Consider the following 23,752-nt stretch of genomic DNA (forward strand, 5'->3'; position numbering starts at 1 on the left):
CAATGGCACGGACAAAATAAACAAGGCAAACAGCTTCCGGATGGAACGTATTATTATGTAATTATCGCCCACGGTAAAACGCGAACCGGATGGGTGCAGATCAATAAATAACTTATTAGTTTTTTTGGTTAGATTTGGTTATCCCCGGATAAGTATTTTGTAATTTTACTTACCGGGGATTAACTTTAAAAAATCGAGAGCAATCGAACAAAAATTGTATTTATGATTAACCTTTATAATAAATAACAATCACATTCTAAACACTATCTTTGTGCTACTTCAAAAAAATAATTTCAAAAACAATGGAATCAATTAAAGTTGTAGCTTTTGATGCAGATGATACACTTTGGGTCAATGAACCTTTTTTCAGCAATGCAGAACGCGAATTCTGCATTCTAATGGAAGATTACCTTACCCATCAGAGCATTTCCCAAATATTGTTTAAAACCCAGATAGATAATTTACCCTTATACGGTTATGGCATAAAAGGCTTTACTCTTTCAATGATTGAAGCAGCAAACTACATTTCTAAAGGTACTATAAAAGCTAATACAATAGAAAAAATCCTCAATATAGGAAAAGAATTACTCACTAAGCCGATTGAACTGTTAGATGATGTAGAGGATATTTTAGGCGAATTGCAAGGCAAATACCGTTTAGTAGTAGCTACAAAAGGAGATTTAAAAGATCAGCATCGAAAACTGCATAAATCGGGATTAGGTCCTTATTTTCACCATATTGAAGTAATGACAGATAAGGAAAAAATAGATTATGAAAAATTGCTCAAACGCTTGGATGTACAACCAAAGGAGTTTATTATGATTGGCAACTCGCTGCGCTCGGATGTTTTACCTGTTTTAGAATTAGGAGCCTATGCCGTACATGTTCCGTTTCATACGACTTGGTTGCATGAACATATTGACCACGCTGTGGAACATGCTAATTTCAAAACCATTACAAAGCTATCAGAAATTAAAAAAATATTGCTGTAACATAAAAAACTCCTTCTCATAACAGTGGAAGGAGTTTTTTATTTCTTTTTCATAGCAAGATTTCCCATCAAAAACGATATCCTAAATACAATCCAAAAGTTTGATTATATATTTTTATATCCTTCATTCCTTTATTTTTATCTACTCCAAATGTATTGGCATTATCAAAAATACTGGTAAACCCTTTTGTATATTTAATTCCAAGAACCATGCCAAATTCAAATTGATACTCAATTCCAGCCGTGATTCCGTAATCCATTTTTTGTAAATATTTACTATCTTCTTGGTCATCTTCAGTAGAGCCAAAAATTCCGTGATCTTTATATGTTTTTCCTTCTTCATCTACAGCCGTAATCGAAGAGTACAACAACATATTGATATAAGGTCCTGCATACACTTGCAATCCCCCTATTTTAAACGTAGGGCTAATAGGATTCAAACGCAAACTGTGCATCTCTAACGTGGCATCAAACGTATGATCATCTAGCGATCGTTTAAAATCTGCGCCGTAATTCTGATAGTACAATTCGTGTTTTAATCCAAAATAAGTTCCGATACTATTATCTACACTTACGCCTACAAAAAAGTTATTGCGTTTATCTATTTTACCCTCTACGGCTAATTCATTCACGTCATCACCTTTTAGTGTGGATCGTAACCAACCCGCTTTTACACTAAAAGAGGTTCTTCCTTTTAGATCTTCATTGAAGTCCTGTGCTTTCATAGAAAGCCCAGTTAATACTATTAAACTGAATATAATGTGTTTCATCCTACGCTTCTTAAAAATCAATATCCCAAATTCCAACAGCTTTTTCTAACTCCACCAACGATTCTGCATAACCGAATAAAGTCTCTGCATACGCTTGTTGGGTTTCGTTATACGTACGCTGTGCATCTAACACTTCCAATAAGCTACTAGCACCACGTTGATAGCTATACTTAATTCCCTCAAATACTTGTTTAGCTTCATCTAACATGCCATTTTCAAAACGTTGAATTTGCTTTTGCTTGGTTAGATAATTGCGATACGCCTGAGTGATTTCTTTTTCCAATTCCAATTCTACCATGTCGTATTCCAACTCTGCTTGTCTTTCTTCATACAAAGCGGTTTTCAACCCTGCATCACGTCGATTTGAAAATTTCAAAGGAACCGAAATACCAGCTTTCACTACGGTATTCCCAGGTGTAGGAGCCACTGCATTTTTGACAAATGAATTGTTTTCAACCCCTAAATTCAACCCTAAATCAATCACGCGTTCTGCTCTCGCTAACGCAACTTGACGCCCCGCAACTACTTTATTTTGTTGAGCAACTAGAAAATCTGCACGATTATTCTGAGCGGTTACAATAAGATCCTCCAAAGCAAACAATCGAACGAATTGATTAAAATCCCCTACGGGTAGATAAATCGAATCAATTCGACGTGCACTAATGATGTTGCGCACTTCAATCAAACTATTTTCCCAAGCATCATCTGCATCTTGTAAGTCATTAAGCATCGACTTGGCTTCCAACTTACTTTGAATCGCATCGACTTGGCTAATTTGTCCCAAAGAATAGCGAATACTATCCGATTGGGCTACCTGACGCATTGATTCATACGAATCCTTTTGAATATCATACAACATCTTGTTTTGCATGGCCTCCAAAAAGGTAATCGTTGATTCTGCACGCAGCGTGTGAAAGAATTCTTGCAATTCTAATTCTGCTAATACTTTCTGATCGTGTGCTAAGTTCTTTCTTGCTTTTCGCTTTCCTCCAAGCTCCAAATCCCAAGATAATTCCGCTTCAAATCCATACCCCATTTGCATGCGCTTCTGCTGATTATCTGCCCAACCAAAACTCAATTCTGGATCGGGAAATGCTTTAGCTGCTTGTACTTCTGCCTCTGCAATGTTGATATTATACTTTTCTGCAGCATAGCTCAAGTTGTTTACTACCATTTTGGATAGAAACTCCTTATAGGTCAGTGTGCTTTTATTTGTCGCTTCCTCCGTATGCCCATTTTGCGCATACATCGTGCTGCCGCAAACGATTGACATCGCACTTATACTTATATATTTCTTTATAATATTCATCTCAATGCTAGTTTTCTTCTGTTTCCTCTACTTTCACAAAGTCACTGTCTTTTCCCCATTTGCGTTCTACTAAATAATACAAAGCAGGCAATACAAAAAGGGTTAAGATAGTAGCGAATAACAATCCATATACAATTACTGTTGCCAATGGACGTTGAACATCTGAACCGATTCCCGTTGCCATAGAAGCAGGGAATAATCCCAAAACCGCTACAGTTGCGGTCATTAATACCGGTCTAAATCGCTGTTCCGCTCCCAACAATACAGCTTCTAACAGGGCATGTCCTTTCTTGCGCAAGTCATTAATATGAGAAATCATAATCACTCCATTCTGAATTGCGACCCCAAAGAGTGCAATAAATCCAACGGCTGAAGACACGTTCAAGGACATTCCTCTCACATTCAAGGCTAACATTCCTCCAAAAAGAGCCAAAGGAACTACAACCATCAATAATCCTGCTTGTCTGAATTGACCAAATGCTCCATATAGTAACACAAACATCAAACACAAAGTAAGCGGAATGATAATCGCCAAACGGTTGTATGCACGGTGTTGATTTTCAAATTGTCCTCCCCACTCAATGTGGAATTTATTGTGATCATATGTAATGTTGTCCTCTATTTTTTGTTGGGCTTCTTTCAATAAAGAACCTAAATCGCGGTTACGAACGTTTAATTTCACTGTTAAATGACGTCTATTCATCTCACGTGTAATTGTACTTTCTCCTGTACTTGTTTTTACATCCGCCACTTGTGACAATGGAATCTTCGCTCCACTACTCGAAGTCAACATTAGATTGGCAATCTTTTCTGGTGTATTTCTACTCTCTTCCGTATAACGCGCACTAATATCATACACCTTATTTCCAATAAAGATTTGAGAAATCGCTTTTCCACCAATCGCAACTTCAATCAATTCCGCTACATCCGCTACATTCAATCCATATTGTGCAATTTTATCTCGATTGGCATGAATTTGTAATTGTGGTAAAGGAGGTTCTTGATCAATCGCTAAATCTACTGCGCCATCTACTGTTTTCAATGTTCCTAGTACTTCATTGGCAATACGTCTAGTTTCGTGGAAATCTTCTCCATACACTTTAACCACTAATTCACTATGTGCTCCAGAAATCTTATCCATTACACCGTCAATCATTGGCTGTGCGAATCCTACTGTAAATCCAGGAAGCGATTCATATTCTGCAGCCAATTCTTCAATTAGGTCATTTTTCGTTTTGCCTCTTGGCCATTCTTTATAAGGTTTGATTCCAATAGAGCACTCAAAATGGGAAGGCGTAAATGGATCCGTACCATCGTCATTTCGTCCAGCTTGCACCATAACATAAGTCACCTCTTCGTACTTCATTGTTCTTGCACGTAGTGTGTCACTCATCTCTTTGGATTTCTCCAAGGAAATTCCTGGAGGTAAAGTCACCTGTAACCAAATAGATCCTTCATCTAGAGGCGGTAAAAAGTCTTTCCCCACTTTTACCGTTAATCCAACTGTAATCGCCAATACAATAACAATGGGTAAAAACACTTGTTTCGGTCTTTTCATAATCTTTTCAATGCGATTATGATACAATCCCGTTAGTTTTTCCAACCATTTATTGTGGTATATTTTTCTCGGTTTTTTATACACCGCATAAGCCAACCCTGGGATTAAGAATAGCGCTACTAAAAGAGCCCCCAACAAAGCAAATCCTACGGTAAATGCCATGGGCGTAAATAATTTCTTTTCTACGCGCTCAAAAGCAAAAAGAGGTAAATAGGCCGTGATAATAATAATCGTTGCGAAAAATACAGGCTTTGCTACTTCTTTCGTACGTTGTGCAATTGATTTCTCTTTTAGTTCTTCATTCGGATTATCTTCTCGCTTCTTGAGGATGGACTCCATCATCACAATGGCACCATCGACAATAATACCAAAGTCAATCGCTCCTAAAGACAATAAATTTGCTGGAATATCGGTGAAATGCATTAAGATAAAAGCAAACAAAAGCGATACAGGAATGGTGATTGCTACAAGTAAAGCTCCTCTCCAACTACCCAAGAACACAATTAATACGATAATCACTAAGCTAATTCCTTCAATCAACGTGGTTGATACGGTATGTAGCGTCGTATCTACTAATTCTGTACGGTCTAAAAACGTGTGAATCTTAACGCCTTCTGGCAGTAATTCGTTGTTTAATTCATCTACATATTGGTGGATTTTATCTAGTACTACTGATGGATTTTCTCCTTTCAATAAAAGGACAATCCCTTCAATACTATCGGAGTAATTACGCTCTTTATCAGAATAACCTAAAACTCCTTTGCGCTCGACATTTCCATATTTTAAACGACCTAAATCTTTTAAGAAAATGGGAATACCATTATCCGCTTTTACAACGATTTTTCCTAAATCTTCTAAATCCTTCACCAACCCAATTCCGCGAACAACATAACCTAAATCTCCACGTGTTAACACACTTCCTCCAGAGTTTACGTTGTTTTCTTCAATTGTTTCCGTTACATCACTTAATGATAAATCGTATTGTTCTAATTTATGTGGGTCTAATTCAATTTGAAATTGAGTCGTAATCCCTCCAAAATTCGTTACTTCTGCTACACCTGAAACTTGATTTAATTTCGGAATAATCACAAAATTTTGAATATCCGTAAGCTCGCGTAAACTATACCCATCCCCTTCGATAATATAGCGATATACTTCTCCAATTGGCGAGGTTAAAGGATCTAATTCAGGAACAGCTTCATAAGGCAATTCCACTGCATTTAGGCGTTCTTGAATACGTTGACGAGCAAAATAATCATCGACTCCATCCTCAAAAACAAGCGTAATCATGGATAGTCCGAACGTACTATTACTGCGCATCACGTGCATCCCTGGCATTCCATTTAATGCACGCTCAATGGGAATTGTAATCTGTAATTCAATTTCTTCAGCAGCTAAGCCTGGTACTTGCGTCACTACTTGTGAGGTTGTATCTGCAATATCGGGATAAGCTTCTATGGATAATTGCTTCCAAGAATAATAACCGAAGATACACAGTAAGCCAAACAAAGCAGCAACAAGCCATCTTTTGTGTATAGCTGTATCTATTATATTTTTTTTCATTTTTTTGCTGTTTTATAGGATTACTACAGTTGTGGTAAGTAAATACCTCCTTCGCTAACGATTTTGTCTCCTTTTTCTAAACCAGATAAGATAACGGTCTGATTGCCTGACACTCCACCGATAACTACATTTTTACGGATGTATTCGTTTGGTGCTACTTCAACAAAAACGAAAGAATCATCTTCTCCTTGTAATACGGCTCTAGAAGGAACTAAAATCACTTTTTCTGGTTGATCAATGAAACGTACATTCACATACATGCCTGGTTTTAACTTGCGATCGTTGTTATTTACTTCAATTAACACATCGATACTTCTCGTTTCTTCATCTACAATTTCATTCACATGGTAAATGGTTCCCTCGATAGGCTCACCTGGATAAGCAGATAACTCTATTTGAACTTTATTCAACTTGGTCAAATGTTGGATGTCTTTTTCTTTGACTTTTCCTACAATCCAAATTTTGTTCAATGCAGCAATTTTAATTACAGGATCTGCATCATCATTGATGTACTGCCCCAATACAATATTGTTTTCCAATACTTCCCCTTCAATAGGAGAACGCACAATTAATGGCTGTCCTAAAACCAAAGAGGTCGGTTGAACATTATATATTTTGATGGCGGCCGTAGCATTATCAAAAGCAGCTTTTGCCATTGAGTTTTCCGTTTCAGCTTCTTCATACTCTTGGCGAACTCCAACTCCGTTCGCTAATAAGTCTGCTTGTCTTTTTAAATTCAAAGACGTTTGCTTGTATTCTTGTTTGGAATCAAAGTAATCCTTTTGTGCTTCGAAATAATCTAGTGAAGACACTTCAAATAAAGGTTGGTTCACACTTACCTTTTGACCCAATTTGATAAACGATTTGATAATTCTCCCTGAAAAAGGAGAGGCAATCTCCGCATAATGGTTCGGTATTGCTTTTACTAAACCTGCAGTTACTAAATCAAAAGTAAAATCTTCTACTTCTACTTCTGTCACTTTAATTCTGCCTTTGAGGTTTGAATTTTCTGTTAAGGAAATGACCTGATTATTCACTTGGTATGGTGCAACGTCACTGGTTTGTTCCTTTTTATCAGAGCAAAAACTCAATAATACACAAAGGCATATTATAAGAAAAAATGATAGTTTTTGTTTCATGGTATCTGTATATTTATTTGCGAGTTAATTGTAAAATTGATTCTAACGACTACTTAATAAGATTTTCTTTCCCAAGTGACTTCAGAAACCCCATATTCTAAAGAAACTTTACTAGTTATTTTTTCCAGAACCTCATCTTTATTTCCTATCCCAAACATTTCAAATTTTAGATATGAAAAAGCAGGATTGCCGTTATCGGTACTCTTAAGTGATTTTAACTGCAAATCTTTATGGTCTTTGAGGTTTTCAAGAACCAGCATACGGACGTGGTTTTCAACCTGTTCTTTACATCCTACAATAACTTCATAACAAACTTCTGCTGAATCACTTTCTGTTTGAAAAGAAATTTTATTAACAAAAGTTCCTATAGGGCGCAACAAAACGTGAACTAAAACGATAAAAACTGCCATAACAATTGCTTCTTGCCAAAGTCCTACACCACACATTGACCCCACTGATGCTGAACACCAAATAGTAGCGGCAGTATTTAGCCCTCTAATGCTAAATCCGTCTTTCATGATAACTCCGGCCCCTAAAAAACCTATTCCGCTAACAACATAAGAGGCAACTCTGCCTACAGCGTCTCCGCCAATTTGATAAGACATTAAAACAAATCCGGCAGCTCCTATACACACCAGAGTATTTGTTCTCAATCCAGCACTTTTTTGCAAAATTTGTCTTTCTACACCTACAATTGCTCCTAAAACAAAAGCAAGCGATAATCTGAAAATAAAAACTGTAATAGTCATAATAACACTCTTTTTCCCTCTTGAAAAAAGTTGTTATTAACTCATTACAAGAGAGTATTAATAATCTAATACTAACAAGGGATCACTATTTTGTTTCTTTATTTGTTTGGTGCAAAATTATTAACGGAGCGATTCGGTTGCTATTAGAAAGCCTTTAGAAAATAATTAGAATCCTATTAGAGAAACTTTAAAATCTATAGAACGTTATTAGTAAAATCCATTTTTTCTATAATCAATTTTATTTTTGAGCAAATTGTTCATAGGCTTTCGCTTGTAAAATGTAAAAAGAGTCTCTTATTTTTTACTCAATCTTACTTATTGAATTAACTTTAAGAATGGAGCGATTGCTGCAAGATGTACCTATGGTAAAACTCTTTAAATAAAATATTTATAATTGTAAGTTTTAAAAATACACACTAAAAATAGTTCCTTTGCCTACTTCCGAATCTACATAAATTTTGGCTTTGTGTAAATCTATAATTTTTTTGGTCAAAGCAAGTCCGATTCCGTTTCCGCCAGTATAATTTTTATTTTTCCCTCTGAAAAACGGTATAAAAATGCGCGTTAGATCTTCAGGATTTATGCCCTCCCCTTTATCTATAATCATCAGCTTAAGTTTTTCAAGATGATAAGACAATTTGATCTTGCACTGCCGATCTTTAGAAAATTTACAAGCATTTTCCAAAAGGTTTAAAACAGCAACTTCTAAAAGGTATGGATTTCCATTAACCGAAAGTAATTCTTCGCGATCAAGACTCTCGTCAATCACAAAATTAAACGTATAAGAAGGGTTTGCTTTTTGCAATTTTTGACAGGCGTTCAGTACCACTTCGTCCATCCTTGTTGGCTTAAAGTTTATTTCTTCGGGGTCATAGCTCGCCTTGGCAAAATCCAGCAAACTGTCAGACAAACGAACAATCTTCTTAGCATCTGAAAGCGTATTTCGCAGTGTTTCAATATAATATATTTTATCCTGTTCTTTACTCAATGCCAATTCCGTTTCCGTTATAACGGCAGCAAGAGGTGTGCGCAGTTCGTGTGAAATATTGGAAACAAACTGCTTTTGTGCGACAAATGAATCTTCCAACCGATCCAACATATCATTAAATGCTCCAACAAGCTCTGCTAATTCATCCTGCTGATTCTCAACAGAAATTCTCAAATCCAGATTAGACGCTTTTATCTTGTCTATCTCCCGATTGATATTTTGAAGTGGTTGTAGTATTTTTTGCGCAAAAAATACACCTGCAAAATAAATTAACACTAATCCTATAACTACCAAAATTAAGCTGGTATAAAGCAAATTCTGTAACTTCGTATAACCGTACTCATCTAATGCCGTTGCAGTAATGATATAATTTTGATTGCCATATGAATAAGTAAAACCGATTACCTGCCATTTATCCTGAAAAAATCGGATTTTTTTGTTTTTTATAATCTCATCAATTAATTCCGGAGTTTCCTTTACCCTGTCTATTTCTGCAGCATCGTGATACAACAAATTAAAATTGTAATCGTACAAAGCAACTTCAACTTCATTAATAATTTCACTGTTGTTTTTGTAAATTTTGTGCAGAATGGACGGCTTTACTTTGGCTTCTAAAAACACCTTAGCCTTAGTAATGGCCTCTTTTTCCAGCTCCTCATAAAATTCCGTTTTTCGGTTTTGAGCAGAAGACCAATAAACCACCGCTGCAAAAATCAATAATATTGATGCAGCTACAACAGAAAACCAAAGGGTTAATCGCGTTTTAATTTTCATTTTTCTTCAAAATAAAACCCATGCCAGATTTAGTATGAATAATTTTTTTAGCAGGATCTTTATCAATCTTTTTTCTCAAATAGTTAATGTAGACATCTATAAAATTAGTACCTGTATCAAAATGCATATTCCATACTTTTTCAGAAATTTCAGATCGAGACAATACCCGTTCCGGATTTTCCATCATATACTGCAATAAATTAAATTCCTTAGGCGTAAGGTGGATCTGCTCTCCGCCGCGCTTAAAATTTTTCTCATTTAAATCAAGTTCTAAATCAGCGTAGGTTAGCACGGACAAAGAGTTTGTGTCCATTTGCTCAAACCGTTTAATCAACGCTCTTATTCTTACATATAGCTCTCTTAATTCAAAAGGTTTTACCAAATAATCGTCAGCTCCCGCATCAAAACCATCTACTTTATCATCTGTTGTTCCTAGAGCAGTCAGCATAATAACCGGTACATGCGGAATGCTTTTCTTGAATTCTTTACACAAATCAATACCATTGACTTCTGGCAAAACAACATCGGTAATAATTAAATCGTACTTTTTACTCAATGCAAGTTTTTTACCCATATAGCCATCGTATGCTATATCAGCACTGTAAGATTGTTCCTCTAAGCTTCTTTGCAGCAAATCTGCAACCCGCACATCATCCTCAACAATCAAAATATGTTTCATAACTTCGTTTTTTGAGAATTAATGGCAAGTTAACGCTTTTTGGAAAACACTTTACCAAAGAAACCTCTAAAGTTTATTTACCACCTAAAAGCAGTAGTTCCGAAACTATAATTTCGGTGACATAACGCTTATTTCCCTCTTTGTCGTCAAAACTTCGGTTGACCAATTTGCCTTCTACAGCAACTTCTTTTCCCTTTACAACGTATTTTTCAGCTATTTCGGCAAGCTTCCCCCACATAATTACATTGTGCCACTGGGTGTTTTCTACCTTTTCATTCTTATCATTGTAATACACTTCGTTAATCGCCATTGAAAAGGAAGCTTTTTTTCGATCCTGCTCAAAAGCTTTGATTTCCGGATCTTGTCCTACTCGTCCAATAAGTTGAACTCTGTTTTTTAATGAACTCATAATCTTTATTTTAATTAGTTAATTTCAATATTTACAGCCACAAAAAGCAAGCCATTATTAACATATTTTTAAAACACACGTCAATTAGCCAGAGAATATTTTAAACTTTCTTTGTAAATTGCATCAAAAAAATATGGATTCTACGATAAATAAAGTCGAACTTAGAAATCTGCGCCTTGACGACTATTTAGAATTAAAACGCTCCATGGTTGAATCCTACAAAGAGCTTGAAGATTCGTTTTGGTACAAAAAAGAAATAGAAAAACTATTAAAAGCTTTCCCTGAGGGACAGCTGGTTATTTTAGTAGATGATGTCGTTGTTGGTTCTGCTCTATCGCTTATTGTAGATGAAAAACAAGCCATGTCTTCTCATACTTATGAGCAGATTACCGGAAATTTTACTTTTAAAACTCACAATCCTGAAGGTGATATTTTATACGGCATAGACGTTTTTATTCATCCCAAATACAGAGGATTAAGGCTTGGACGACGATTATACGATGCACGGAAAGAAATCTGTGAACAGTTAAATCTAAAGTCAATTGTTTTTGCCGGACGCATTCCAAATTATTCAAAATATGCCGGAGAACTCACGCCAAAACAATACCTCGACAAAGTAAAAAGCAAAGAAATTCACGATCCGGTTATGTCGTTTCAAATGGCAAATGATTTTCACATTGTTCGCTTAATGCGCAATTATCTGGAGGGTGACAAAAGTTCTAAAGAATATGCCGTATTATTGGAATGGAACAATATTTATTACGAAAAGGAAGTACAGCTGATTAACACCAAAAAAAGTGTTATACGGCTGGGACTTATCCAATGGCAGATGCGTCCGTTAAACGATTTAGAGGAGTTTTTTGATCAGGCAGAATTTTTTATCAATGCCGTATCCGACTATGAAAGCGACTTCGCTATGTTTCCTGAACTTTTTATCGCTCCGCTTATGGCAGACTACAATCACCTGTCTGAAGCAGATGCAATCAGGGAGCTTGCCCGATATACGGAATCTATCAAAAAGAAATTTCAAGAATTTGCCATATCCTATAACATCAATATCATTTCGGGCAGTATGCCGTATCTGTCTCCCGAAGGAGTCCTCTATAACGTAGGTTTTTTATGCAAGAGAGACGGAACTTACGAAATGTATTCCAAAATTCACATTACACCAAACGAAACCCATTATTGGGGAATGAAAGGCGGTTCAAAAATCCAAACTTTTGATACCGATTGCGGTAAAATAGGTATTATGATTTGTTATGATATTGAATTTCCGGAATTATCGCGGCTGTTGTCTGACGAAGGAATGGAAATACTATTTGTTCCTTTTTTAACTGATACTCAAAATGGCTATACCCGTGTTAGAAACTGCGCTGCAGCCAGAGCTATCGAAAACGAATGCTATGTAGCCATTGCCGGGTGTGTGGGTAACTTGCCTAAGGTAAACAATATGGACATTCAATTTGCGCAGGCAGCCGTATTTACTCCGTCTGACTTTGCCTTTCCTACAAACGGCGTAAAGGCAGAAGCAACCCCAAATACTGAAATGACATTAATTGTGGATGTAAATGTAGATCTGCTTAAAGAATTACACGAGCACGGGAGCGTCCAAATCAAAAAAGACAGACGAACCGATTTGTATCAGACTAAAAAACTAAAATAATTTAGCTCTCAGTAAAATATATAAAACTGCTTTTTATTTAAAGCAGTTTTTTATTTTGCCTGCATGAAAATAAGCAAGATTCATAGCACTATTTTTTCTTGTCTTATGACAATTTTTTTACAAAAAAACCTTAATACCTTGTTTGTCAAAATTATCTGTCCTAAATTCTAGTCAGAAAAAAGTGCCCAACAGAAAAACCTTTTATTATTAATCAAATATGAAACTAACAGCAAAAGCCTCTCTCCAAATCCAAAAACCGATAAATGACGTTTTTGAAGCTATTGTAGATTCTGAAAAAATAGCGAGATATTTTATTTCGGAAAGCAGTGGAAGAATGGAATCCGGAAAAGAAATTATATGGGAATTCGGAGACTTTCCCGGTAAATTTCCCGTACAAGTGATAGAAGTTCAACTTAATAAGTTTGTATCCTTTATTTGGGATAAAGAAACTGTTGTAAGTATTACTCTGACAGAGCAATCCGACAAAAGCACCGTAATAAAAGTTAGTGAAGGAGAAAAGGAATTAACCGAAAAAAACCTCGAATGGTGTATTGGAAATACATTTGGCTGGGCAAATTTTCTCGATTGTATGAAAGCTTATTTGGAATACGGAATTAATCTTCGAAAGGGGGCTTTTGAATATATGAAAAAATAAAGGCTAAACATATCAAAGTATCAAGATTTTCTAACGAAATACCCTCTGATTTTTAATAAAACAAATGGTAAAACGGTTGTATTAATGAAAAATATGGCAATCCGGAAATGGTTGAAAAAATGGTATAAGATAACCACAAAAAAGGATTTTCGTTGCAACTTAGCAACTTAGACAAGATTTTAAAAACAAAATAAAATGGCAAAACAAATTTTTATCAATTTAGCAGTAAAAGACCTTACAAAATCAATGGATTTTTATACAGCCTTAGGGTTTACAAACAATCATCAATTTTCAGACGACACAGCAAAATGCATGGTGTGGAGCGAAGCTATTTATGTCATGCTTTTGACTCACGAAAAGTTTTCAACCTTTGCAACCAAGCCTATTGCAGACACAAAGTCAAATTTGGCAGGACTTTTTTCACTTTCTGTTGAGCATTTGGAGGAAATGAGTAAAATAGTAGAAAGTGGAATTAAAGCAGGAGGAACCGAACCCAGCGAAATGAAAGATTACGGGTTTATGCAACAGCGAACAATCGAAGATTTTGACGGACATACCTGGGAAGTTTTTTATATGGACATGTCAAAGATGCCTACGGAATAAGCCTGAAAAACAATGCTATGAAAAGCAAGCTGATAAACAATAGCTACTGTGCTTTTTTGCGCGGAGTAAACGTAAAAGGAACAAACATGAAAATGGCGGAAGTCTGTTCTGTTTTTAAAAATACAGGAATGAAAAACGTATCGTCTGTGTTAGCTTCGGGAAATATTTTGTTTTCATCAGAAAAAAATAAAAACGAAGTAAAAAAACTGTTGGAAAAAGCTTTGTCTGAGCATTTTTCTTACGAGGCATTTTTGTTTATAAAAGATAAAATTGAAATAGAATCTATTTTAAGTAATAATCCTTTTAATCCTGATAGCAATTTTCACATTTATGGATTTGCAGGAATTGACGGAATTGAAAAAACATTAATGTCAGAATTTGAAAAAGCAGAAAAGACAGAAGGAGAAGAAGCAAAAATAATGATGGATAACTTCTATTGGAAAGTTCCGAAAGGCAATACGCTTGCATCGGAGTTAGGAAAAATACTGGGCAGAAAAAATCTTAAAAATGCTCTTACTTCTCGCAACCTTAACACTATTGAAAAAGTTCTGAAAAAAATGACAGACACTTAAAAGTAACCTTTACCTCTTAATTGAGTTTGTAGCAGTGAGTACCAACAGGAAAATAACGCATGATAATATTTAGTTCTCGTTGATCCGGCAGATATAAAAACTGCCAGTACAACAGTACATATGGATTACATGTCTACAGAACAGTCCTTACTTTTGGAATATACATGAAGAGCTTTTACTACCACTAAGATAATAATAAATTATGCGTGAAATCTCAAAACATATTTTAGAATATAACAATTCACAGACAAAAGAAGACAAAACTATCTGCGAATTACTTGCAAAAACTATCAGTATCTATCTTTCTGAAGCGGAAAACAAAATATGGCACGGACACCCCGTTTGGTTTTTGGATGGCAATCCAATAGTGGGATATTCCAAAGAAAAAAAGGGATTGCGATTGATGTTTTGGAGCGGCTCGGATTTTAATGAAGAAAAATTAAATATAAGAGGAAAAAAATTTAAAGATGCCTCTGTGTTTTACAATTCAAACGTTGAAGTTGATATCGAAGATCTTAAACGATGGCTTAAAAAATCGAAAGAAATACAATGGGATTATAAGAATATCGTAAAACGTAAAGGAGTTTTGAAACGATTAAAGTAAATTTGGCTCTAGACAAAACTTTAAATTTTAAACTAAAAATGATGAAAACACTTAAAAAAATTATTTTAATATTGCTGATAGTTCTTGCTATTCCATTGATTATTGCATTATTCGTCCCTAACGAATCTACAAGTGAAGGACAAGTCATTATCAACAAGCCCAAACAGGAAGTATTTGATTATATCAAATACGTAAAAAATCAAGATAATTTTGGTGTTTGGCAACTATCGGATACTGAAATGAAAACAACTTCCAAAGGAACAGACGGAACAGTTGGCTTTAAATACAGCTGGGACAGTAAAAAGCTCGGAAAAGGTGCACAGGTAATTACTAAAATTGTTGAAGGAGTAAGAATGGAATCGGATATGTTTTTTTACGATTTTGACGATACTCCAAGTAAAGCACATTTCACCGTTGAAGAGCAATCTCCTGACAAAACCCTTGTAAAATGGGGTGTTTCCTGGACAACACCTTATCCTTGGAACTTGATGAGCCTGTTTTATAATATGGATAAAGATTTTGAAAAAGGCTTAGAAAAACTAAAAGAGATTCTGGAATAGGATAAGGTTTATTTAAAACACAATCTCTTGAAATCGATTTCAAGAGATTGTGTTTGTTTTTATCAAGAACTCTCTCTTACTTATCTTTTTAAAATTTCATCTGCAATTTTTCCACTCCCATCTATTTTATGTTTAGGCATATCTAATTGGAGTATTTTAGCAATCAATGGGTAAATCTCCACATTTTGGAAAGGTTTTACTTTTCTTCCCTCAGCTATTTGCGGTCCATATGCTAAAAATATTGCCTGCATCTCTTTTACTTTTATCGGATCATATCCGTGACTTCCTGCAAGCTTGTGGTTGGTAAAATAATGCGGAGCTTTTGCAAGCAGTACAATATCTCCTACTCTGCCATAGACGTCATTTTTGCCTCCAAAATAAAACTCTTCCGGCAATTCATCGTGTAAATAAACATCATAATACTCCTTGTTTTTGCCTTCTTTCAACTGATTGTACCATTTTTTGATTTTGTCGCTTTTATTTTTATCCCTTTTTACAAAAACGCTGATATAAGTACCGTTTTTTACAATATCTAATTCTTCCGGATCTACTTTTACAGGAAAATCCAGTAAAACATCCTGGTCAATATTAATCATCCCGTGGTCAGATACAATAATGTAATTGACAGGTAATCCCGTTGAGTTCAATATATCGAATAATTTTTTCAAAGATTCATCTACAAAGTGTACAGCATCTTTTACTTCCGGTGAATCTGGTCCGTATTGATGTCCCGCATGATCTACTTCAGGCATATAAAAAGTAATAAAGTGCGGTCGGCTTTCTTGGGGCATATCCAACCAATTTTTCACTTCTTTTATTCTTTCATCTATCGGCGTTTTTTCTGAATAAGCATAATAATAAGTAGGCAGTGTCTCCTGAATAGGGGCTTCAGATCCCGGCCAATAATAACAAGCGGAAAGCATTTGCTGTTGTTCTGCCAAAACCCAGAGCGGAGTGCCACCGTACCAACTTGGATTACGGACTTCTTTTTCGTTTCGTAGCGAATATCTTGCTCCCGTTTTTTGATCCAGCATATTATTTCCTACCAAACCGTGATGAGCAGGATACATGCCTGTAACAATAGAGTAATGATTTGGAAATGTAACAGACGGATAAGACGGAATTAACGACTCAGCTCTCGCTCCTTTCTGCCCTATATTCTTTAAAAACTCTAATTCATATTTCTCAATGTAATCATATCTGAAACCATCAATAGATATTAAAACCACATAGGGTTTTTTCATTTGCTCCTCACTGTTTTTACGTTGTTTAACAACAATTTGATTTTCTTTATTTTGGGCTGAAACCGGAAAACTGGAAACGACCAATGCAAAAACTAAAAAAGGGAAAATTATTTTTTTCATTGTATTATATTATGCTTTTATCTATCAAATATCAAAAGATTAATTCAAGCTCCCAAAGTAATTGCTTACATTTATAACAAATTTAATCTTAAAGTATTATTTGTATTATGGCAAAAATAGCAGTTTTAGGATGCGGATGGTTGGGAATGCCGTTGGCTGAGCATTTAGTCGAGCTTGGATATGAAGTAAATGGCTCGACTACCAGCCTAGCTAAACTAAATCTTTTGGAAACTATTTCTGTAAAACCGTATTATATTGATCTCGAAAATGACAAAACAGAATATTTAGATCTTTTTCTTGACAAGGTAGACCTATTAATTATCACGATCCCTCCCCGAATGAATGAGGAGCATCCTACTTACAGTACAAATTTTGAAAAACTTATGCCGTATCTGCAAAGAAATAACGTAAATAAAGTTATCATGATGAGTTCTGTTTCTGTATATGCTCCAAATAAAGAAATTGTTACTGAAGAAACCCAGCAATATTCCCGCGAAAAAACAGCACAACAAATCCTAGATGCCGAACAAGTACTGCTAAGCAATTCATTTGTAAATGCGTGTATTCTTCGTTTAGGCGGATTATTCGGTCCGGATCGCAAACCAGTGCACTATATCTGTAAAAAAGCTTTTTTAGACAACCCTGAACTTCCGGTTAACATGATTCACCTAGCAGATATTATTTCTTTTACTACGGCAATTATACAAAACAGATTTCAGTCAGATTGTATCTACAATATCGTCTCCCCAAAATACAAAAGCAGACTGGATTATTACACTCAGCAAGCGAATGAAAATAATTTGGATCTTCCTCCTCTTGGAATCAACGATTGGGAAATGGCTCGAAAAGTATCCGGAAATAAAATTGCCGTTTACACCGGTAAAGATTATCAGTACTAGCTTGAATTTTTAGATGCAAAAACGTTTTTTCATTATTATTTTTAGTATATTGTCTGAACCAGAAACAAATAGTTATGAAAAAAATATTATTTCCTACAGACTACTCAGAAACTGCTAATAACGCTTTTAAATACGCTTTGCAACTGGCTGATTTTCATCAGGCTGATTTGTATGTGCTTCACGTATACGATCCCCCTGTTATTTCTGGACCGATAAGTCCTACTCTTGTAGACAATGTTATCAAAAAACACGAATTCGAAAAACTTGAACAAATACACGCACACAGCCCTACATTAAACAAAATACGTGAAGATTTGGGTTTACAGCATGTTGAAACCTTCTTTAAAGTCAAGGAAGGATTATTAATTCCGGAAATACAAAATGCTATAAAAGAAAACGAAATAGATTTCATTGTAATGGGAACAGACGGCAATTCTGGTTTTCATAAAAAAATATTGGGCACAAATACAATCAACACCATTTCCAAAGTAAATATTCCTGTTTTAAGTATTCCGAAAGAGGCATCCTATAAAAAGGTTGAATCAGTTATTTTTACTACTCTCTTTTCAAAAGATGAAGAAGCAACGCTGGACGTTATTGTTCAAAATGCAACAGAAAGAAACATGACTATAAAATGTGTACATATTACTCAGCCCAACTGCTTTACCTGTGATGATGTTTATCAACACTGGAAAGAAAAATACAAAAACTCACCGATTACTTTTCATATTTTTTCGGCAGCCGATACTGCAAAAAATCTGCTGACATTCATTCAAAATGAGACGGTAGATGTCGTCGCTATAGTGCAACGAAGTAAAGGCTTTTTTGAAAGCTTCTTTGCCAAAAGCACAACCCAGCGACTTGCTAAACAATTAAAAATTCCCTTTTTTGTCTATAAAGCACAACTTAAAGAATAGTCTTAACCCGTTTAAGACTATTTTTCTTCTTCTATTTCCACTGTATGAGTTTCCTTTTCTCGTTCAGTAATTAGAGGAATTTCATTATTTTCTTCTCCTAACAAAAAGCCCCACGGCTTTAAGCTTTTCACCCGATCAAATACTATTTTTAAAATTGCCAAAGAAGGTATCGTTAAAAGCATTCCAAAGATTCCCCACATCATTTCCCCTATTATCAAACCAATAACCACAACCAACGAGTTAACTTTTACTTTAGATCCCACAATTTTAGGCATCACAATATTTCCGTCTATCAGATGAATAACAATGTATGCCGAGATAACGAGTAAAACCTTTGTAGCAGATGCCGTTGCAAACGTAATTAAAACAGAAATGATCAATGCTACTAAAACACCGATATACGGCAAAACATTCAATACACCGGTAATGATTGCCAACATAAAGCTATATTTAATACCCATAACGGAAAAAGCAATCAGCGCCATGATACTTACAATTGCCATTTGCAGAATAAGTCCCATCAAGTATTTCTTAACCATATTTTGAATCTGCGTAACAATATCCAGCACTACTTCTTGGTGAGTTTCGCGGAAAGAAATCATTAAAAATTTGACTAAATGTCTTCTGTAAATCAATAAAAAAACCGCGTAGAGCAAGCTGAAAAATACAAACATTAGTACAGTGGACAAAGAAGAGACGGCTTTGCCTAACAGATTTGTTCCTGTATCCAAGGAATTAGAAGCTGCTTCTTCCAAATAGCTTATTTGGCGAACTTGTTCAATCCCGAATCGATTGTATATCCAATTTTGCACTATTCCTGCACTGTCCATCAGCTGTTTCTGAAAAGCAGGCCAATCTTCCTTCAACCCGGCAATCTGACTGCCAATCACAGCAAAAACTGATGCAATTATCACTACAAACAAAAACACAACCAGTAATGCAGACACGACTCGGGGGATTCTGATTCTGGTTTCCAAAAAATTACTTACCGGGATGAGTAAAACGGCTATTAATAAGCCTAAAAACATTGGTATTATATATTCTGGGCAACAATGGCAATATAGGCAAGTATAACTAAAGACAGCAGCACACAAGCCATTTTTACATAAAACGGTAAGGTTAAAAATTTATTCATAGCTCTTATTTATCTTGTTTGTAAAAACAGGTGTGTCTTTTATAAAAAAAAGCCAGAGCAGACGCTTTGGCTTTTGGATTAATCTTAATTTATAACCATCTCCGGAATGTTTCCTTCAATTATCAATTCTGCTTCCGTTGCTTTCACAATTTGTTCTACCGTAACTCCCGGAGCACGTTCCAAAAGCTTTATTCCTCTTGGCGTAATCTCCATTACAGCTAATTCCGTCACCACTTTTTTAACGCAATTTACTCCTGTAAGAGGCAACGTACATTTTTTCAATATTTTCGACTCTCCTTTCTTATTTACGTGCATCATTGCTACAATAATATTTTCGGCCGAAGCTACTAAATCCATAGCTCCTCCCATACCTTTTACCATTTTTTGAGGTATTTTCCAATTAGCAATATCTCCGTTTTCAGAAATTTCCATGGCACCCAGGATGGTTAAATCCACGTGTTTTCCGCGAATCATTCCAAAGCTCGTAGCGGAATCAAAAAACGAAGCTCCCGGCAAAGTTGTAATTGTTTGCTTTCCGGCATTAATCAAATCTGCATCTTCTTCTCCTTCAAAAGGGAATGGTCCCATTCCCAAAACTCCATTCTCACTCTGGAATTCTACATTCATTCCTTCCGGAACATAATTAGCCACTAAAGTTGGAATACCAATCCCCAGATTAACATAAAACCCGTCTTGTAATTCTTTGGCTATTCGTTTAGCTATTCCTATTTTATCTAACATAATTTATTTTTATGGATTGGTTAATTCTTTTGGCGAACTGTTTTTTGTTCAATTCTCTTCTCATATTTTTCTCCCTGAAAAATCCGCTTCACAAAAATTCCCGGTATGTGAATTTGGTTCGGATCTAATTCGCCTGCAGGAACCAATTCTTCTACTTCTGCAATTGTAATCCTGGCTGCTCCTGCCATACACGCATTAAAGTTTCTTGCCGTACCCTTAAAGATCAGGTTTCCTGCCTCATCTCCTTTCCACGCTTTGACAATTGCAAAATCTGCATCAAATGCATTCTCTAAAATATGCGGTTTTCCATTAAATACTCTAACCTCTTTTCCTTCAGCTACCTCTGTTCCATAACCTGCCGGTGTATAAAATGCCGGAATTCCAACCTGAGCTGCTCTGCATTTTTCTGCCAAGGTTCCTTGAGGCGTTAACTCAACTTCCAATTCTCCCGAAAGCATTTGTCTTTCAAACTCCGCATTTTCTCCAACATAAGAAGAAATCATTTTTTTTATCTGGTGTTTTTGCAATAATAATCCCAATCCAAAGTCATCTACTCCCGCATTATTTGAAATACAAGTTAACCCTTTTACATTTTTGCTAACTAATTCTGCAATAGAGTTTTCCGGAATTCCGCATAACCCGAAACCTCCGAGCATAATGGTCATATTATCTTCAAGATCATGCAATGCTTCTCGGACATTTGCAACTTTTTTATTTATCATAATCTTTGGTTTAATTAATGCTCTAAGATATAAAAAAAACACCTTTGAGTAAAGGTGTTTTTTCTATTTTAAAAATCAAATTCATTTATGCTTAATTCTTCCGAATTTTCATCTGTTTCATCTTGTACAGCTTTTGTACAATCTACCCGAATTGATAGATTTTCGGGCATTTCAAAATCAGAAGAAGAAACTTCCAGCGTTTTGTCTGCATAGCACTTTTTCATATAAAGCCCCCATATCGGCAATGCCATCGTGGCGCCCTGTCCATAAACCATTCCGCTAAAATGTGCTGCACGATCATCATTTCCTACCCAAACTCCGGTTGCCAGGTTGGGTACCATCCCTATAAACCAGCCATCACTTTGATTTTGAGTTGTTCCAGTTTTTCCCGCAATTGGGTTAGTAAATTTATAAGGATGCCCCGTTACTCTTTTATAACCAGTTCCCTGCCAGGTTGTCCGCAAACGAACACCCGACCCTGATTCAGTAACTCCTTCTAACAGTTTAATAATGGCATACGCCACATCTTTACTCATCACGTCTTTTGTTTCCGGGATTCCACTGAATAATACTACTCCGTTTTTATCTTCAATACGAGTAACAAAAGTCGGTTTTACATAAATACCCTGGTTGGCAAATGTACTAAAAGCAGCTACCATATCGCTCACAGTAATATCTACTGCTCCTAAGGCTATGGCGGGAGTTTGCGGAATGTCTGATGACACCCCAAGATTTCTGGTCATATCCACCACAGCTTTGGGACCTACTTTATCCATTAGTTTGGCAGTAACCGTGTTTACGGAATTTGCAAGTGCTTGTTTTAACGTCATAATCCCCTTATAAGTACGAGAAGAGTTTTGAGGAGACCAGTCCTGACTGATTCCATATCTTCCTTTCGGCATGGTAAAAGGAGAATCGATAATTGAGTCACAAGGAGAATAATGCAACTGTTCAATAGCCGTAGCATAAACAAAAGGTTTAAAGGTAGAACCAACTTGTCTGGCACCTTGTCCTACGTGATCATATTGAAAGTGTTTATAGTTAATTCCTCCTACCCACGCTTTAATATGACCGGTTTGCGGTTCTAACGACATCACTCCGGTTTGTAAAAAGTGTTTGTAATAGAGTATAGAATCTCTCGGAGTCATCAGTGTATCTATTTCGCCTTTCCAGGAAAATACTCTCATTTCTGTTTTTTCTTGAAATGACTTTAGAATTTCATCTTCTGATTTCCCCTGTTCTTTCATTTGCCTCCAGCGCTCAGAGGTCTTCATTGCCCTATTAATTATTTTTTCGGTTTCCTCTTCACTAATATTGTAAAAAGGAGCATTCTTATTTCTTTTTTGCTGAATAAAAAATTCTTCTTGTAAGTTAGAAATATGTTCTTCTACTGCTTCTTCGGCATACTTTTGCATACGCGAGTCTATAGATACATATATTTTTAATCCATCCCTATAAATATCATAAGTAGATCCGTCTTTTTTTGCATTTTCTTTAACCCATCTGCGCATAAAATCGCGAAGGTATTCCCTGAAATAAGTTGCTATTCCTTCTCGATGACTTTCTGGAGTAAAATTTAATTTTAAAGGTATAGCCTGAAATTCTTCTCGTTCCGCTTGGGTTATGTAACCATTCCGAGCCATTTGATGAAGCACGACATTTCTTCTTTTTTGGACTAGTTCAGCTCTGCGGACAGGGTTGTAATAAGAAGGGTTTTGCAACATTCCTACAAACATTGCTGCTTCGTCCACAGTCAAATCTTTGGGTTCTTTCCCTAAATAAACTCTTGCTGCTGAACGAATTCCGACAGCATTATTAACAAAGTCCGCTTTGTTTAAGTACATCGTCAATATTTCTTCTTTGGTATATTGGCGTTCTAATTTGACAGCAATAACCCATTCTTTTGCCTTTTGCGTTAAACGACGCATCAGGCTACGGGAGCCTTCTCCGTGGAATAGTAATTTGGCAAGCTGCTGCGTAATGGTACTTGCACCTCCGCTGCTTCCTACCGAAGTAATTGCTCGTAGTGTTCCTCTGGCATCAATCCCTGAATGCTCTCTAAAACGCTCATCTTCTGTAGCTATTAAGGCATCTACTAAATGCTGAGGCAAATCTTCATATTTTACCGGAACACGGTTCTCTAAATAAAATTTCCCTATTGTTTTACCATCAGAAGATATTATCTCGGTAGCTACATTACTTGCCGGATTTTCCAATTCATCAAACGTTGGCATGGGGCCAAAAACTCCCCAAGACGCACATAAAAAGAAAAATATAACTGCAGCAAAACAGCCTATAAACAACAGCCAAAATGCAACAAGATATTTTTTAAACCCTTTGTTTTGTTTATTTTTTTGTTGTCTTTTATTCATACTACTTTATAAGCTT

23 protein-coding genes are annotated in these 23,752 nt (G+C 35.8%); 10 read left to right on the forward strand and 13 right to left on the reverse strand.

The annotated features are described in order from the left end of the window. On the forward strand, positions 1 to 111 hold a 111-nt coding region (locus C8P70_RS14230; protein ID WP_133712545.1), incomplete at its 5' end, for a T9SS type B sorting domain-containing protein. Positions 112 to 302: 191 nt separating this feature from the next. Further along, positions 303 to 992 carry an HAD family hydrolase gene (locus C8P70_RS06565; protein WP_133712546.1) on the forward strand — a complete coding sequence of 230 codons (690 nt, stop codon included), beginning with the start codon at positions 303 to 305 and terminating at the stop codon, positions 990 to 992. 67 nt (positions 993 to 1,059) lie between these two features. Here C8P70_RS06565 and C8P70_RS06570 read toward each other — a convergent pair whose 3' ends face one another. From C8P70_RS06570 to C8P70_RS06605, 8 genes are all read right to left on the reverse strand, one after another. Continuing rightward, positions 1,060 to 1,716 (reverse strand): outer membrane beta-barrel protein, encoded by a 657-nt coding sequence (locus C8P70_RS06570; RefSeq protein ID WP_243832677.1) that lies wholly within the window; start codon positions 1,714 to 1,716, stop codon positions 1,060 to 1,062. A 55-nt stretch (positions 1,717 to 1,771) separates the two neighbouring features. Continuing rightward, positions 1,772 to 3,070, reverse strand: a complete 1,299-nt coding sequence (locus C8P70_RS06575) for a TolC family protein (RefSeq protein WP_208293386.1) — start codon at positions 3,068 to 3,070, stop codon at positions 1,772 to 1,774. Positions 3,071 to 3,077: 7 nt separating this feature from the next. Next, positions 3,078 to 6,191, reverse strand: a complete 3,114-nt coding sequence (locus tag C8P70_RS06580) for an efflux RND transporter permease subunit (protein ID WP_133712548.1) — start codon at positions 6,189 to 6,191, stop codon at positions 3,078 to 3,080. A gap of 23 nt (positions 6,192 to 6,214) precedes the next feature. Then, the gene (locus C8P70_RS06585) at positions 6,215 to 7,330 is read right to left on the reverse strand and encodes an efflux RND transporter periplasmic adaptor subunit (RefSeq protein ID WP_133712549.1); all 1,116 of its coding nucleotides are present in this window, start codon (positions 7,328 to 7,330) and stop codon (positions 6,215 to 6,217) included. A gap of 53 nt (positions 7,331 to 7,383) precedes the next feature. Continuing rightward, positions 7,384 to 8,079 (reverse strand): MgtC/SapB family protein, encoded by a 696-nt coding sequence (locus tag C8P70_RS06590; protein ID WP_133712550.1) that lies wholly within the window; start codon positions 8,077 to 8,079, stop codon positions 7,384 to 7,386. Positions 8,080 to 8,482: 403 nt separating this feature from the next. Next, a complete protein-coding gene (locus tag C8P70_RS06595) occupies positions 8,483 to 9,841 on the reverse strand; it encodes a sensor histidine kinase (protein ID WP_133712551.1) in 1,359 nt (452 codons plus the stop codon). After that, positions 9,831 to 10,520 (reverse strand): response regulator transcription factor, encoded by a 690-nt coding sequence (locus C8P70_RS06600; RefSeq protein WP_133712552.1) that lies wholly within the window; start codon positions 10,518 to 10,520, stop codon positions 9,831 to 9,833. Before C8P70_RS06600 ends, C8P70_RS06595 begins: the two co-directional genes overlap by 11 nt. A gap of 73 nt (positions 10,521 to 10,593) precedes the next feature. Continuing rightward, entirely contained in the window at positions 10,594 to 10,929 is a 336-nt protein-coding gene (locus tag C8P70_RS06605) for a single-stranded DNA-binding protein (protein ID WP_133712553.1), read from the reverse strand. A gap of 133 nt (positions 10,930 to 11,062) precedes the next feature. On the opposite strand from C8P70_RS06605, the gene C8P70_RS06610 reads away from it, so the two are divergent. The 6 genes from C8P70_RS06610 to C8P70_RS06635 all read left to right on the forward strand — a co-directional run bounded on the left by C8P70_RS06610 (position 11,063) and on the right by C8P70_RS06635 (position 15,586). Continuing rightward, the gene (locus C8P70_RS06610) at positions 11,063 to 12,592 is read left to right on the forward strand and encodes a bifunctional GNAT family N-acetyltransferase/carbon-nitrogen hydrolase family protein (RefSeq protein ID WP_133712554.1); all 1,530 of its coding nucleotides are present in this window, start codon (positions 11,063 to 11,065) and stop codon (positions 12,590 to 12,592) included. 217 nt (positions 12,593 to 12,809) lie between these two features. Next, entirely contained in the window at positions 12,810 to 13,247 is a 438-nt protein-coding gene (locus tag C8P70_RS06615; RefSeq protein ID WP_133712555.1) for an SRPBCC domain-containing protein, read from the forward strand. Between the two features lie 195 nt (positions 13,248 to 13,442). Continuing rightward, on the forward strand, positions 13,443 to 13,850 hold the full coding sequence (locus C8P70_RS06620; RefSeq protein ID WP_133712556.1) for a VOC family protein: 408 nt from the start codon (positions 13,443 to 13,445) through the stop codon (positions 13,848 to 13,850). Positions 13,851 to 13,867: 17 nt separating this feature from the next. Then, the gene (locus tag C8P70_RS06625; RefSeq protein ID WP_133712557.1) at positions 13,868 to 14,422 is read left to right on the forward strand and encodes a DUF1697 domain-containing protein; all 555 of its coding nucleotides are present in this window, start codon (positions 13,868 to 13,870) and stop codon (positions 14,420 to 14,422) included. 202 nt (positions 14,423 to 14,624) lie between these two features. Further along, positions 14,625 to 15,026, forward strand: a complete 402-nt coding sequence (locus C8P70_RS06630; RefSeq protein ID WP_133712558.1) for a DUF1801 domain-containing protein — start codon at positions 14,625 to 14,627, stop codon at positions 15,024 to 15,026. A gap of 41 nt (positions 15,027 to 15,067) precedes the next feature. After that, positions 15,068 to 15,586 (forward strand): SRPBCC family protein, encoded by a 519-nt coding sequence (locus tag C8P70_RS06635; protein ID WP_133712559.1) that lies wholly within the window; start codon positions 15,068 to 15,070, stop codon positions 15,584 to 15,586. 80 nt (positions 15,587 to 15,666) lie between these two features. Here C8P70_RS06635 and C8P70_RS06640 read toward each other — a convergent pair whose 3' ends face one another. Next, complete coding sequence (locus C8P70_RS06640; RefSeq protein ID WP_133712560.1) at positions 15,667 to 16,950, reverse strand: alkaline phosphatase family protein; 1,284 nt, start codon at positions 16,948 to 16,950, stop codon at positions 15,667 to 15,669. A 107-nt stretch (positions 16,951 to 17,057) separates the two neighbouring features. On the opposite strand from C8P70_RS06640, the gene C8P70_RS06645 reads away from it, so the two are divergent. Next, positions 17,058 to 17,849 carry an NAD-dependent epimerase/dehydratase family protein gene (locus C8P70_RS06645; RefSeq protein ID WP_133712561.1) on the forward strand — a complete coding sequence of 264 codons (792 nt, stop codon included), beginning with the start codon at positions 17,058 to 17,060 and terminating at the stop codon, positions 17,847 to 17,849. Between the two features lie 74 nt (positions 17,850 to 17,923). Continuing rightward, positions 17,924 to 18,766: a universal stress protein gene (locus C8P70_RS06650; protein ID WP_133712562.1), complete on the forward strand. Its 843-nt coding sequence runs from the start codon at positions 17,924 to 17,926 to the stop codon at positions 18,764 to 18,766. 17 nt (positions 18,767 to 18,783) lie between these two features. On the opposite strand, the gene C8P70_RS06655 is transcribed toward C8P70_RS06650, so the two are convergent. The 4 genes from C8P70_RS06655 to C8P70_RS06670 all read right to left on the reverse strand — a co-directional run bounded on the left by C8P70_RS06655 (position 18,784) and on the right by C8P70_RS06670 (position 23,736). Next, a complete protein-coding gene (locus C8P70_RS06655) occupies positions 18,784 to 19,794 on the reverse strand; it encodes an AI-2E family transporter (RefSeq protein WP_243832678.1) in 1,011 nt (336 codons plus the stop codon). Between the two features lie 191 nt (positions 19,795 to 19,985). After that, positions 19,986 to 20,642, reverse strand: coding sequence for a CoA transferase subunit B (locus tag C8P70_RS06660; protein WP_133712563.1), 657 nt, complete (start codon positions 20,640 to 20,642; stop codon positions 19,986 to 19,988). A 20-nt stretch (positions 20,643 to 20,662) separates the two neighbouring features. Further along, the gene (locus C8P70_RS06665; RefSeq protein ID WP_133712564.1) at positions 20,663 to 21,364 is read right to left on the reverse strand and encodes a CoA transferase subunit A; all 702 of its coding nucleotides are present in this window, start codon (positions 21,362 to 21,364) and stop codon (positions 20,663 to 20,665) included. A 68-nt stretch (positions 21,365 to 21,432) separates the two neighbouring features. Continuing rightward, positions 21,433 to 23,736, reverse strand: coding sequence for a transglycosylase domain-containing protein (locus C8P70_RS06670; protein ID WP_133712565.1), 2,304 nt, complete (start codon positions 23,734 to 23,736; stop codon positions 21,433 to 21,435). Positions 23,737 to 23,752 lie beyond the last annotated feature (16 nt).

This window comes from Myroides indicus (assembly GCF_004364575.1).
Classification (GTDB): domain Bacteria; phylum Bacteroidota; class Bacteroidia; order Flavobacteriales; family Flavobacteriaceae; genus Flavobacterium; species Flavobacterium indicum_A.

Coding starts and splice junctions, on each gene's coding strand:
- C8P70_RS06620 (WP_133712556.1), top strand. CDS start 13,443: ATGGCAAAACAAATTTTTATCAATTTAGCAGTAAAAGACCTTACAAAA.
- C8P70_RS06670 (WP_133712565.1), bottom strand. CDS start 23,736: ATGAATAAAAGACAACAAAAAAATAAACAAAACAAAGGGTTTAAAAAA.
- C8P70_RS06665 (WP_133712564.1), bottom strand. CDS start 21,364: ATGATAAATAAAAAAGTTGCAAATGTCCGAGAAGCATTGCATGATCTT.
- C8P70_RS06605 (WP_133712553.1), bottom strand. CDS start 10,929: ATGAGTTCATTAAAAAACAGAGTTCAACTTATTGGACGAGTAGGACAA.
- C8P70_RS06645 (WP_133712561.1), top strand. CDS start 17,058: ATGGCAAAAATAGCAGTTTTAGGATGCGGATGGTTGGGAATGCCGTTG.
- C8P70_RS06640 (WP_133712560.1), bottom strand. CDS start 16,950: ATGAAAAAAATAATTTTCCCTTTTTTAGTTTTTGCATTGGTCGTTTCC.
- C8P70_RS06565 (WP_133712546.1), top strand. CDS start 303: ATGGAATCAATTAAAGTTGTAGCTTTTGATGCAGATGATACACTTTGG.
- C8P70_RS06575 (WP_208293386.1), bottom strand. CDS start 3,070: ATGAATATTATAAAGAAATATATAAGTATAAGTGCGATGTCAATCGTT.
- C8P70_RS06590 (WP_133712550.1), bottom strand. CDS start 8,079: ATGACTATTACAGTTTTTATTTTCAGATTATCGCTTGCTTTTGTTTTA.
- C8P70_RS06615 (WP_133712555.1), top strand. CDS start 12,810: ATGAAACTAACAGCAAAAGCCTCTCTCCAAATCCAAAAACCGATAAAT.
- C8P70_RS06635 (WP_133712559.1), top strand. CDS start 15,068: ATGAAAACACTTAAAAAAATTATTTTAATATTGCTGATAGTTCTTGCT.
- C8P70_RS06610 (WP_133712554.1), top strand. CDS start 11,063: ATGGATTCTACGATAAATAAAGTCGAACTTAGAAATCTGCGCCTTGAC.
- C8P70_RS06625 (WP_133712557.1), top strand. CDS start 13,868: ATGAAAAGCAAGCTGATAAACAATAGCTACTGTGCTTTTTTGCGCGGA.
- C8P70_RS06655 (WP_243832678.1), bottom strand. CDS start 19,794: ATGTTTTTAGGCTTATTAATAGCCGTTTTACTCATCCCGGTAAGTAAT.
- C8P70_RS06585 (WP_133712549.1), bottom strand. CDS start 7,330: ATGAAACAAAAACTATCATTTTTTCTTATAATATGCCTTTGTGTATTA.
- C8P70_RS06580 (WP_133712548.1), bottom strand. CDS start 6,191: ATGAAAAAAAATATAATAGATACAGCTATACACAAAAGATGGCTTGTT.
- C8P70_RS06630 (WP_133712558.1), top strand. CDS start 14,625: ATGCGTGAAATCTCAAAACATATTTTAGAATATAACAATTCACAGACA.
- C8P70_RS06650 (WP_133712562.1), top strand. CDS start 17,924: ATGAAAAAAATATTATTTCCTACAGACTACTCAGAAACTGCTAATAAC.
- C8P70_RS06570 (WP_243832677.1), bottom strand. CDS start 1,716: ATGAAAGCACAGGACTTCAATGAAGATCTAAAAGGAAGAACCTCTTTT.
- C8P70_RS06660 (WP_133712563.1), bottom strand. CDS start 20,642: ATGTTAGATAAAATAGGAATAGCTAAACGAATAGCCAAAGAATTACAA.
- C8P70_RS06600 (WP_133712552.1), bottom strand. CDS start 10,520: ATGAAACATATTTTGATTGTTGAGGATGATGTGCGGGTTGCAGATTTG.
- C8P70_RS06595 (WP_133712551.1), bottom strand. CDS start 9,841: ATGAAAATTAAAACGCGATTAACCCTTTGGTTTTCTGTTGTAGCTGCA.